We start from the raw sequence: 12,885 nt of genomic DNA, 5'->3' as shown, positions 1-12,885 counted from the left end.
AATCGGATTTTAACATAATAATTGTTCTGCAAAAACAACATCATCATTATAAAACATAAACAAGAAATTCTTTTTTGTTTTACAATTAACGAATCCTTTTTTCAACAGGAATGATTTTAAGAAAGAACAATTACCTTTGCAAAAACCAAACACAAAAAGATCATGAAATCATACCGAAAAGAATTGTGGTTTAACACACCGCACCGTCGCGATTTTATCAATATTACGCCGCAGGTCAACCAATGTCTGGCAGAAAGCGGCATCCGGGAAGGACTGGTTTTAGTGAATGCCATGCACATTACGGCCAGCGTTTTTATCAATGATGATGAAGCCGGTCTGCACCGCGATTTTGAAACCTGGCTCGAAAAGCTGGCACCGGAAAAACCCCATTCGCAATATCACCACAACACTTTTGAAGACAATGCCGACGCCCACATGAAACGGCAGGTGATGGGACGCGAGGTGGTGGTAGCCGTTACCGACGGGCAACTGGATTTCGGTCCGTGGGAACAAATTTTCTACGGTGAATTTGACGGGAAACGCCGGAAAAGGGTCCTGGTAAAAATCATCGGCGAATAAAATTATTTTTTCTGTTTCTTTGTGGTTTTCAACCACAAAGAAACAGAAAACTATCTAGGTTTTAAACATCTTAAATTCAACTATTTTTGTACAAGGTATAGGATTTTTTACCACTTTATTCTTTTGTAAACAAATATCCCGAAGGGATATAACAGAAATAACCCTGTCCGAAGGGCAGGGAAACAGAAAAAATAAATGAGCTTAACCCCGCAGGGGTTAAATAAAAAATAATCCATGAGTACCTACACCCAAATTCTTTATCAAATTGTTTTTTCTACAAAAAACCGCGAAAAAACTTTGGCCGAATCCGGCCGGGAAAAGCTGTACCGATATATCCGGGGAATCTTAAAAAAGAAAAATTGTCATTTGTATCAAATGGGCGGAACAGAAGACCACATCCATATTATTACACATATACATCCAACGACTGCCGTTGCCGATTTGGTAAAAGATATTAAGCTGGCTACATCTGATTACATTAAAACAGAACATCTTTTCCCAAAATTCAACGGATGGCAAAATGGATATGGTGCTTTTACATACGCAATCACAGCAAAAGACAACCTGATTAATTATGTAAAAAATCAAAAAGAGCATCATCATAAGGCGACTTTTAAAGAGGAATACGTCCGTTTATTAAAAGAACACCAAATTGAATTCGATGAAAAATATTTGCTGTAATTAGACTTGTCTATTGAATCCCTTCAGGATTCTTTCGTTTCTTTATACCTATTCCACTGGTAAAAACCAGTGGCTATTTTTATTCAATCCCTTCGGGATTTCATTTATTTCAAGTTCCCCGTAAACCTTCACCTTGTTGTTTTGAATACAGTGAAGAATCTGTAAATAACAAATTCCTATTTTGATTGCTAAGAGTATTTGAGAAAAAGCATATCCCGAAGGGATATAACAGAAATAACCCTGTCCGAAAGACAGGGAAACATACAAAACAAATAAGCTTAACCCTGCAGGGGTTAAATAAAAAAAAATAATCAAATGGCAGAGTGAGGCACAAATTATTCGTCAAACAGCTTCCAACATAGAACCGTAAAAACAATAAATTAAATTCTTTCGGGATTTCATTTATTTCAAGTTCCCCGTAAACCTTCACCTTGATATGTTGAACACAGTAAAGAAGCCATGAGAATTATCAGGATACACAACTTATAAAAAAGAAAAACAGCACCATTATTCCTTTTTTCTTAACACTATTTAACCCCCTGTTCGATTTAAGTTCCTACCTTTGTAATCTAAAAAATTAAAGTCATGAACGAAGCATTATTAAACCTGGAACCCAAAAAGATATGGTTCTATTTCAAAGAAATTCTGAATATCCCCCGCCCTTCAAAAAAGGAAGGAAAAATCATTGATTATCTGGTACAGTTCGGAAAAGAACACGGACTGGAAACCCTGAAAGATGAAGTGGGCAACGTACTCATTCGCAAACCGGCCACACCCGGCATGGAAAACCGGAAAACCGTGGTACTGCAAAGCCACATTGACATGGTTTGTGAAAAAAACAGCGACGTGGACCACGATTTTGAAAACGACCCCATCGAAGCCTACATCGAAGACGGATGGGTGAAAGCCAAAGGCACAACCTTAGGCGGCGACGACGGTATTGGGGTAGCAGCCGAGCTGGCTATCCTTGCTTCAGACGATATTCAACACGGCCCGCTGGAATGCCTGTTTACCGTGGACGAAGAAACCGGACTCACCGGTGCTTTCGGACTGAAACCCGGATTTTTAAAAGGCGAAATCCTGTTGAACCTCGACTCGGAAGACGAAGGACAGCTTTTCATCGGTTGTGCCGGCGGACAGGATACACTGGCCTGGCTGCCTTATCAGAAAGAAACCGTGCCGGCGGGTCATGAAGCCCTGAAAATCATGGTTTCCGGACTGAAAGGCGGTCATTCGGGCGACGACATCAACAAAGGCCGCGCCAACGCTAACCAACTGCTCAACCGGTTTTTGTGGACATTCAAAGACCAATTCGACATGAAGCTTTCGGTTTTCGACGGGGGCAACCTGCGCAATGCCATTGCCCGCGAAGCTTATGCCGTAGTTACAGTTCCGAAAGGCAATGCGGCCAAAATAACGGAAGAAGTAAAAAAACAGGAAGCCGTTTACCGGAACGAATACCACGCCACCGAACCCAACCTGCGTTTTCAGACTTCAGCAGCTGAGATGCCGGAAAACGTTATCGGCGATGACAACTTCACCACCCTGGTCAATGCCCTGTATGCCTGTCCGCACGGTGTGATCGCCATGTCGCAGGACATCCCGAACTTTGTAGAAACATCCACCAACCTGGCATCGGTAAAATTCGAAGAAAAAGAAATTGTGATTACCACCAGCCAGCGCAGTTCGGTAGAATCGGAAAAACAGGACGTTACCAACAAAGTGGTGAGTGTTTTCAACCTGGCAGGTGCCCGTTCCGAAACATCCGACGGCTATCCGGGATGGACCCCCAATCCCGATTCGAAAATCATGGAACTCACCCGCGACACTTACAAAAAGCTGTTTCATGTTGAGCCCAAAGTGCTGGCCATCCATGCCGGACTGGAATGCGGACTCATCGGCGCCAAATATCCGGGCATGGACATGATTTCTTTCGGTCCGACCCTGCGCGGGGTTCATTCACCCGACGAAAAGCTGGAAATCGCTTCCGTGGAAAAATTCTGGAAGCTGATTTTGGAAGTATTGAAAAACATTCCTGAAAAAGACCAATAAGCCGCTTTTTCCGGCAAAAGCACATGTCCAAAAAGATCAGGCATATTGTTGCTGTTTCACTGTTGCTGGTGTTTCTTACGCCGACAACAGTGAAACTTTTGGACGAAGCTTTTCATCATCATTTTTCCTTCCACACCAAGGTAAAAACCGACAGCGTATTTCACACCTATCACCACACCTGCCCGATTCCGGGATTTACGCTTTCGTTTTATACCGTTCAAAAACAATTCCGGCAAAAGGAAAAACGCAGCTACTGCAAACGATTTTATCTGCATTTCATTTCGTCGTTTTTCTCATCCGGGCTCAACTATTCCACCCTGTTGCGGGCACCGCCATTTCAGACAAAACAACTTATTTCCGTTGTTTTTTAAGACACAGCCTTACCTCATTTTTACGAACCGCCGGCCGATTACCGGAACGACGACTGTTTTGGGCAGTATCTTAAAATTTACAATGGTAAACGCCGGTGAAATCAAAATGTGTTTTGATTTCAAACCGGTATAAATCTCATGAAGAAACAAAAGATTGTCTGATTCAGCGTAATTTTTGAAATGAAAACAAAACTTCTCATTTTCTTTTTCGCATTTCTTTTTTTAAAAGTAAATGCGCAAAGCATCAGCGGACGTATTACCGATGCACAAAACAACGAACCGCTGCCCGGCGTTAATGTGTACGTCAACGAATTATCACAGGGAACCGTTAGCAATGCCGACGGAAAATATGTTTTAAACCACCTGCCCAAAGGAACTTTCTTTGTTACCTATTCCTTTGTCGGATATGAAACGGTTACCCGGAAAGTGGAAATTCAAAACAAGAGCCAGGTTATCAACCTGAATATCAAAATGAAACCCATGGTCATTCAGGGGCAGGAAGTGGTGGTTACCGGCAGTTTTACCGGCACACAACACGAAAACACCATCGCCATCAACACACTGGAAACCAAAGACATTACTCAGGTAGCACAACCCAGTTTTATGGCTACGTTAAAAAGTGTTCCGGGGGTTAGCATGATTTCCAAAGGTCCCGGTGTGGGAACGCCGGTCATCCGCGGACTCTCGCTAAGCAATGTTTTGGTACTCAACAAAGGCATTCCCATGGCCAATTTTCAGTTTTCGGAAGACCATCCGTACCTCACGCAGGGATTGGGCATCGGCCGGGTGGAAATCATCAAAGGCCCGGCATCACTCATGTACGGCTCGGGTGCTGTGGGCGGCGTGATAAATCTGGTGGAAGAACCCGCCGCCAAAGAAGGAAGTATCGAAGGCACCGCCAACATGAAATTTTTCAGCAACACACTCGGAACACTGTCCAGTCTTGAACTGAAAGGCAACCAAAACGGTTTTGTGTGGGGTGCCGGGGCACAAATCAACAGCAATGCCGACTTTGAACAGGGCGGAAAAGCCGGAACAGCTTACAACACACGTTTTAACACCCACAGTGCCGAACTGAATGCCGGATACATTAAAAACATCGGCAGCTTCCGCATTTTTTACAACTACAACCGCTCAAAACTTGGCATGGCGGTGCCGCCAGCCCTGGAACTGGTCACCAAAAGAGGACGAAAAAACGATGTCTGGTATCAGGATTTGACCGACCATCTGATCATTTCAAAAAACAAAATTTTTCTTGGCAACCTGAAAATCAACGCCGATTTCGCTTTTCAAAACAACAACCGGAAGCTTCAGGGTTCCGATCTGACACCGGTGAAAGAACTGGTAAACATGACTTTAAAAACCTTTAATTACCGCATCAAAGGCATTTATCAGTTTACCACCAGCACCAAAGCCTTTTTAGGCTTTCAGGGCATGAGTCAGACCAACCGCAACGGCGACGCCCCGCAGCACGTGATCCCGGATGCCGATTTAAATGACTTTTCGGTCTTCAGTATGGCCCGTCATACTTTCGGACAGGCCGTTATTCTGGAAGCCGGCTTGCGTTTCGACCACCGGCATGTTACCGTTCCTGAACATAAAGCCGGAATAGACAACAGCACCACCATGCCGCGACTCGACAGAAATTTTAACAATGTGAGTGCTTCAGCCGGAACCACCATTCATCTGAACAAACAACTGCTGTTGCGGTTTAATCTGGCATCGGCTTTTCGCAGCCCGAACATTGCCGAACTCACCCAAAACGGCATGCACGGCGACCGCTATGAAATTGGCGATCCCGATTTAAAAAACCAACAAAACCTCGAAGCCGATCTCGGGCTGCATCTTCACACCCTTTTTACCACTTTCGACATTGCCCTTTTTTACAATTACATCAACAACTACATTTACCTCTCGCCCACTGCCGACACGCTGACCGACGGCACCAAAATTTACCGGTACGAACAAACGCCGTCGTACCTGACCGGTGGCGAAGCCGGCATTCATTTTCATCCGCAAAGTGCCGACTGGCTTCACTTAAAGCTGAATTACACCTACCTGTATGCCCGGAAAAATACAGGCGGTTATCTGCCGCTCATTCCGGCCAACAAACTGCACTTTGAAGCCATGGTCAGAAAAAACCAGTGGAAAAACTGGCGCACTTCGTTTTTTAAAATTTCGTGCAATTATGTATTCAAACAAAACCATCCGTCGGAATTTGAAACGGCTACCCCGGGATATTTTTTGCTGAATGCCGCCATCGGCACCGACCTGAAGGTAAAAAACCAGATTGTCAGCTTCAGCCTCACAGCGTCGAATCTGCTGAACACCCGCTATTTCGACCATCTTTCCACGCTGAAAGATGTGGGCATTTACAACATGGGCCGGAACATCTCGCTGAACATCCGGATTCCGTTCGGGGTAAAACCATAAATATATTTTTGGGCGGGCTTCCCCCACAAACCTGCACGGGTCGTCCGCTCATAGTCCTCGCCTATTTACGCCGTTCAGCCAAGCCGGCGGCAGTAGCTTCCCTGTCGCTCTGCCCCCGGCAGGCTTCACAGCCGTTACAGGCTGCGGGCTATCCGCTTCCGCCCCTGCCGCAGATAAACACGCGAAAACAACTACTTGGAAAAAAATTTGCGCGTAAGTATTTATCTCCTGTTTTATTTAACCACTTCAGGATAAAACATTTAAATAGATTTGAAACTGAAATTCAAACACGCTTAGTAATCGAAAAAGGAAGAAACATTTAAAAATTTAACACTTGCAGATTTATTTTTCTCAAAAGACAAAAGACGGTGACACACAAGCTGTGAGCAGGCCAGCCGAAACGGCGAGCCAGCGATGGGGTGAATACCGAAAAGCTTACAGCATCGTGCAAAAGTGCTTGCATTTCTCTTGCGATGAGCAAGAAACTCTTTTGCCGGAGATGTTGCTTTTCGGTAGAGCGGGAAGAAGCATTCGTTTCGGTGCGTCTTCTTTAGTTCCTTTCTTGACAAGACAAGAAAGGAACAGAAAACGCTTTGAAAATTCCTTTTCAATTCAAATTACTAATAAGACACACAACATCAATTACATATTAGACAGCGATACTTTTATTTTTAACATATTATTAATCTTCGAAAGTTGGGTTAAAGATTTTACAATACGTTCTCTGTAGCCACAAAAGAGATGTCATCAGTAGAGCCTTTCCGACAAAAAAACAAAAGAAACGAGAAGCAGAATCCCGAAAAGATTCAATATTATCACAACAAAGCATAACAAAAACAAAACGTTCTTTTCAACTACTATTTCATACCCCCATATAATCTAATGCGGTACCATTTTGTTAATCTAATATTACAAAATCAATACTTTTTTGTAAAAATAAATTTACAAAATCATTTATAGAAGTTTTTGAAAGTGAATAAAGTCTTTATTCCAATGGGATTCAAAATGGTAAATACCGACACTCAATTGAAACAAACCCAAAGGTATCTTGATCTGTAATCGGGATTATTCTTCATTAATCCTTTCCCGAACAAACGCAAGAATGGAATCGGTTTCTTCCGGCGAAAACCAGTGAATATCCGTATCACGTTTAAACCAGGTAAGCTGTCGCTTGGCATAGCGGCGGGTATTGGTTTTTATTTTTTCAACCGCTTCCTCCAACGTCATTTTTCCGTCGAAAAAGGCAAAAAGCTCTTTGTACCCCACCGTGTTCAAGGCATTCTTTTCACGAAAAGGCAACACCCGGCGGGCTTCTTCCAACCAGCCGTTTTCCAGCATTTGGTCCGTACGCTGGTGTATCCGTTCAAAAAGTTCCTGACGGGGCAGGTTCAGCCCGATTTTCAGGATACGAAAATCCCTTTCTGCCGGCCGGTTTAACCGCAACTCAGAATATTTTTTTCCGGTCTGCAAACAGACTTCAATAGCCCGCATAAGCCGCTTGGGATTTTGACGATCCACCACCGCATAGTAATCCGGATCCAGCTCTTCCAACTGCTGCTGCAACATGGCAATTCCCTGTTGCTTCCATTGTTTTTCAAGCGTTTGGCGGAGTTGCGGATCAGGATCAGGCAAAGCATCTATCCCTTTGCAAACGGCATCGATATACAAACCGGAGCCGCCGGCCATAATTATCACCTCATGCTGACGAAATTTCTGCTCCAGCAGTTTCAGTACATCCCGTTCAAACCGCGAAACATTATAATCGTCCTGTAAAGAAAGATTTCCGACAAAATGATGGGGAACTTCTCGTAATTGTTCTTCTGTGGGCGCGGCCGTGCCAATAGGAATCTCGCGATAAAACTGCCGCGAATCGGCCGAAATGATTTCCGTTTTGAGATATTTAGCCAAACGAATGGCCACACCGGTTTTACCGGAAGCCGTCGGTCCTAAAATCACCAATAATGTTTTCTTTCCGGCCATGTAAAAAACTATTTTTTGGGGAAATGCTTCCGGTTTACCACTTTAAGTCCCATGGATTCTCCGGTTTCCAGCATAAAACGGAACGCTTCGTCATAAGAGTTGTGAATTTTTCCGTCGAGAATGGCTTCGCGAATAGCTGTTTTGATGTCGCCCACCGTTTTGGAAGGTTTCAGCCCAAAAGTCTCCATGATGATCTCCCCGGTTACCGGCGGTTGCCAGTTACGGATACGGTCTTTTTCTTCCACTTCTTTCAGTTTACGGCGCACCAGTTCAAAATTCTTAAGGTAACGCCGTACTTTGGCTTCATTTTTTGAAGTAATATCAGCCGTACAAAGGATCATCAGATCGTCAATATCATCGCCGGCATCAAAAAGCAGACGCCGGACAGCGGAATCCGTAACAATTTCTTCAGCCAGCACAATGGGCCGTAAATGCAGTTGTACCAATTTTTGTACATAACGCATTTTTTCGTTGGCCGGCAGTTTCAGTTTCCGGAAAATGCGGGGCACCATTTTGGCTCCGACAAATTCATGGCCGTGAAAAGTCCAGCCTGTTTTAAGGTCAAACCGTTTGGTCATCGGCTTGGCAATATCGTGCAGCAATGCTGCCCAACGTAACCAGAGATTATCCGAAACTTTGGCAACGTTATCCAAAACTTCAAGCGTATGATAAAAATTATCTTTGTGGCCTTTTCCGTTGATGACTTCCACCCCTTTCAGCCGGACAAATTCAGGAAATATCTTTTCCAGAAGCCCCGATTCATCCAAAAGCAAAAAGCCCCGGCTCGGGTTCTCGGCCAAAATGATCTTATTCAGTTCATCGGTGATCCGCTCAGTGGAGACAATGGATATCCGGTTCCGGTTGCGTTTGATCGCTGCAAATGTATTTTCTTCAATAGAAAAGCCAAGCTGGGTAGCAAACCGGACAGCCCGCATCATCCGTAACGGATCATCCGAAAAGGTGATATCCGGATCTAACGGAGTCCGGATAATTTTCTTTTCAAGATCATCCAATCCGTTAAACGGGTCATAAAGTTTCCCGAAATCATTTTTATTCAGGCTGATAGAAAGCGCATTGATGGTAAAATCACGACGGCGGCGATCATCCTCCAGCGTGCCGTTTTCCACAATCGGCTTTCGCGAACTCCGGCGGTACGACTCTTTCCGGGCTCCCACAAATTCCAGTTCCCATCCTTTATAGCGGAGCATCGCCGTGCCAAAATTCTTAAAATAACGGGCTTCCGTTTTACCCCCAAGCGATGCTGCCAGTTCACGGGCAAAATCAACGCCGCTGCCCACCACTACAAAATCCACATCTTTCGATGGGCGCCCCAGCAACAAATCGCGCACATATCCGCCAATGACATAAACCGGAATATCCCGCTTTTGTGCCACCGCAGCCACCGAAACAAAAGGCTCTTTTTCGATATATTTCTTAAAATCGTCCATGCCGTTGCAAAAGTAGTAAAAAGTAAACGACACGATTGCGGGGAAACATCCCCCAAAACGCAAGTTCCAAAAGTTTAAAGTGGGAAATCACAAAAGACAAAAAAGCAAATCACAAAAAAACACCAAATGCTAAACTCTTTCATCGTTTGCACGTCTGCTCGGGCGATGAATTTCCTGCTTTCGTTTGTGTAAAACACAGAAGATGCGATACTTGGAGTCCCGGAGGGACGACTTATTACCATTGACGCTGAATTTATTCAGAGGATGGTATTCAACCCCTTTGGGGTTATGCTTTTTTGATGGGTTTATTTCCCTGCACTTCGTACAGGGTTATTGATGTTTAATCCCTTCGGGATTAGTTATAAACGAGATATGTATCTTTCTTACTTCAAGTACTTCACACTTCACATTTTAAGTACTTCAAATTTTAAGTACTTCAAGTGCCTAAAGTTTAAAGTGCCTAAAATGGGAAATCCCAAATTCCCCAAAAAGCAAATCACAAACGAAATTCTAAACTCTAACCAACAATTGTTTTGTCTTTCTGAGCGTAGCGAAGAATCTATTTTAATTACTGTGATTATTTTTTGAGATCCTTCACTTCGTTCAGGATGGCAGCAAAAACACAACTAAAACACTGAAAATAAACCAATCACTAATAACCAATGACTTTTCCCATTCATCGGTTCATCATTCTACATTCTCATGAACATCCCACATCTTCACATTGCTCATCAAAATCTTCATCCTTCCATCCCCACATCTCCCATCCAAACATCCTCCCATCCAACATCATCACATCCAACATCCTCCATCCAAACATCCAAAACGTTAATCACCTTTCACGGCAAAAAAGGCTTCCAGCTCTTTCAGGGTATTTTCATTGGTTTCCAAATCATGAACGATCTCACCCTCATGGAGCACCACAATGCGTTCACATACTTCGGTAACATGATTCAGATCATGGGACGAGATAAGTACACACCGCTTTTTTGTTTCCTGAAATTTTTTCAGGATTTCTTTCAGCTGAAACTGGGATGTCGGGTCCAGGTTAGAAAAGGGTTCATCCAGCAATAACACTTCCGGGTCAACCATCAAAGCCGCAGCAATCCCCACTTTTTTCTGATTCCCTTTAGAGAGCTCACGCAAATAACTTTTCTCCTGCAGGATATCCGTACCGAAAAAAGCATGCAGTTCATTTCCTATAAACTGCTCCACATCGCCCCGGCTCAATCCATTCAGCTGGGCCACAAACAAAAAATACTCTGCCGGTGTCAGGTAATCGATCAGAAAGCCTTCATCGAGATAGGCAGCGGTATAGCTTTTCCAGCTTTCGGTTTTTGAAACGTCCTTTCCATACGAAAGCACCCGGCCGTCATCGGCACGAATCAAATCCAAAATCAGCCGGAAAAAAGTCGTTTTGCCAGCTCCGTTATTCCCCACCAGACCAAAACGTTCGCCTTTTTCAATGGTTAATTCGGGTACCTGCAACACCGTGCGGCCGCCGTAATTCTTTTTTAAATTTTCTACTTGTATCATAATCAACAAAATTCATTTTCTAACCTAAAAACAAACATTTCCAGTACTTCAAGTGCCTAAAGTTTAAAGTGCCTAAAATGGGAAATCCCAAATTCCCAAAAAACAAATCGCAAACGAACCCCCAAAAAATCAAATCACAAAAAATATCAAGCATTAAACGTCAAACGCTAAACTACTTAAAATCAACCAATGACTAATGGACTTTTTCCTATTCACCGGTTCATCATTCTACATTTATCGTTCATCATTCTACACTCAACATCCCACATCCAAACATCATCATCAAACATCTTACATCTCACATCCAAACATCCTCACATCCTAACTGCTCCGGTATCCTTCGGCAATCTTGTACCGGTTTTTCATAAAAAAGCGGGCAGCCCGACGAATCAGTACGCCATGAAACAACACGCCGGAAATCCCCATCAACGCAATCAGCAACAAAGCTACTGTATGTCCCCAGAAAGAAGAAAGCAGCAAAAACAACAACGAAGGAACCAAAATCAACGGAATGATATTCAGAAAGTTATTAAGACCTACGCCCTGATAATTCATCATTTGTCCCCGGTCGAGCTCCATCCGCTTGCGGTTAAAAGACGCCATAAACAAGAGCAGCGGGCCATTTACCCCCACGTTGTAAAGAAACATGGCCGTATTGATAGCCAAAATATTCACGCCAAAATAAACATACGGAATACTCAGCACATAAGTCACAATCGTCGGGATGACCATCAAATAATACTTTGCCCTGAAAAATTCTTCCCAAGACACGTTAGAAGTAAGAATAAAGTCGAAATGGCGGCTTTCCCAGGCCAAAATATACTGTCCGTACGTAATTAAAAAGATGCCGGTAACAAAAATCCCCACAAAAGCCAGCACCATATCCTGACTTTGGTTTTGCTTATTGGGATAGAAAATCAATCCGTATAACAGTCCCAGTGGCAACGCATAGAAAATCATCTGTTTCGACCGTTTATTGCGCAATAGCAACCGGACTTCTTTCAAAATCATCGCCCCGATTTTACCATGTTTTTCCAATCCTTCCAAACGGCTGCTCACCCGGTCAGTATGTCTTTTCTTCCGGCTGAAATCTTCCAAATAGCTGTTCCGTTTAATATACCGATAGCTTTCAGCAAAAAACAGCAACAGCAACGCCGCCGGTAACAAAATCCAAAACGGCTGATGCAAGAGATGATCAAAATACCACGAAGAGAGTACCGAAAATGAAAAAATATGAAATTTCTCCAGCAATACAATGACAAGTGCTGCGCCAAAAACCGCCAAAACAGCCGCCGGCTTTACCGTCGTTTGCCGTTTGATGCGAATGACCAAAAAATTAGAGCCCAACTCAAACAAAAAGATAGCGGCAAACCAGAAAAAAGCGGCAGACAACGGATAATGAGCAGATAAGTAATTTAACGTAAACGGCAGAAAAAGAAAAAACGGCAAAAAGTTAAAAAACGAAAGCAGCGAACGGTAATTCAAAAACAAACTAATCTGTCTTCGCTTTACCGGCAAAGTCAGCAAAGGTGTAATTTCCATGGTGGGCAAATCCTGAATAAAAAACCGGATGGCAAAAACCACCATAAAATAATAAATCAACACTTTGTCCAGCATTTGCACCGGCGGCGTTCCTTTGGAAGCTTTGCTCAGGATATCGCCGAGAAAAATTCCCACTGCCAATAATTCAAGCAAAATAATGGCCACAAAAATCCCCGTAATAATACCGAGCGCCAGGTTTTTCTGCCAAAACGACGAGCGGGTTACCCGCCGGATTTGCAGATAAATAAATTGTTTAATCATAA

The 12,885-nt window shown here is 43.5% G+C and carries 10 protein-coding genes; 6 read left to right on the top strand and 4 right to left on the bottom strand.

Going from position 1 to position 12,885, the window contains the following annotated elements; genetic code table 11:
• Positions 1-162 precede the first annotated feature (162 nt).
• The 6 genes from LA303_RS06465 to LA303_RS06440 all read left to right on the top strand — a co-directional run bounded on the left by LA303_RS06465 (position 163) and on the right by LA303_RS06440 (position 6,846).
• Entirely contained in the window at positions 163-579 is a 417-nt protein-coding gene (locus LA303_RS06465) for a secondary thiamine-phosphate synthase enzyme YjbQ (RefSeq protein WP_240524471.1), read from the top strand.
• Between the two features lie 234 nt (positions 580-813).
• Positions 814-1,260, top strand: coding sequence for an IS200/IS605 family transposase (tnpA, locus tag LA303_RS06460; RefSeq protein WP_240524470.1), 447 nt, complete (start codon positions 814-816; stop codon positions 1,258-1,260).
• Positions 1,261-1,845: 585 nt separating this feature from the next.
• The gene (locus tag LA303_RS06455) at positions 1,846-3,312 is read left to right on the top strand and encodes an aminoacyl-histidine dipeptidase (protein ID WP_240524469.1); all 1,467 of its coding nucleotides are present in this window, start codon (positions 1,846-1,848) and stop codon (positions 3,310-3,312) included.
• 23 nt (positions 3,313-3,335) lie between these two features.
• Positions 3,336-3,683, top strand: a complete 348-nt coding sequence (locus LA303_RS06450; protein WP_240524468.1) for a hypothetical protein — start codon at positions 3,336-3,338, stop codon at positions 3,681-3,683.
• Positions 3,684-3,863: 180 nt separating this feature from the next.
• Positions 3,864-6,116, top strand: a complete 2,253-nt coding sequence (locus LA303_RS06445; RefSeq protein ID WP_240524467.1) for a TonB-dependent receptor — start codon at positions 3,864-3,866, stop codon at positions 6,114-6,116.
• A 334-nt stretch (positions 6,117-6,450) separates the two neighbouring features.
• Positions 6,451-6,846, top strand: a complete 396-nt coding sequence (locus tag LA303_RS06440) for a hypothetical protein (protein ID WP_240524466.1) — start codon at positions 6,451-6,453, stop codon at positions 6,844-6,846.
• A gap of 335 nt (positions 6,847-7,181) precedes the next feature.
• Here the strand turns inward: LA303_RS06440 and miaA are convergent, their stop codons facing one another.
• The 4 genes from miaA to LA303_RS06420 form a co-directional block, all read right to left on the bottom strand.
• Positions 7,182-8,096: a tRNA (adenosine(37)-N6)-dimethylallyltransferase MiaA gene (miaA, locus tag LA303_RS06435; RefSeq protein ID WP_240524465.1), complete on the bottom strand. Its 915-nt coding sequence runs from the start codon at positions 8,094-8,096 to the stop codon at positions 7,182-7,184.
• Positions 8,097-8,104: 8 nt separating this feature from the next.
• Positions 8,105-9,544: a CCA tRNA nucleotidyltransferase gene (locus LA303_RS06430; RefSeq protein WP_240524464.1), complete on the bottom strand. Its 1,440-nt coding sequence runs from the start codon at positions 9,542-9,544 to the stop codon at positions 8,105-8,107.
• Positions 9,545-10,372: 828 nt separating this feature from the next.
• Positions 10,373-11,080, bottom strand: coding sequence for an ABC transporter ATP-binding protein (locus LA303_RS06425; protein ID WP_240524463.1), 708 nt, complete (start codon positions 11,078-11,080; stop codon positions 10,373-10,375).
• A gap of 321 nt (positions 11,081-11,401) precedes the next feature.
• Positions 11,402-12,883, bottom strand: a complete 1,482-nt coding sequence (locus LA303_RS06420; RefSeq protein WP_240524462.1) for a DUF5687 family protein — start codon at positions 12,881-12,883, stop codon at positions 11,402-11,404.
• Positions 12,884-12,885: the final 2 nt, after the last annotated feature.

It is taken from the genome of Candidatus Sulfidibacterium hydrothermale, from assembly GCF_020149915.1.
In the GTDB taxonomy this organism is placed as follows: domain Bacteria; phylum Bacteroidota; class Bacteroidia; order Bacteroidales; family F082; genus Sulfidibacterium; species Sulfidibacterium hydrothermale.
Note: the sequence above shows the minus strand (reverse complement) of the source record. Positions and strands in the feature narration are given on the sequence as shown.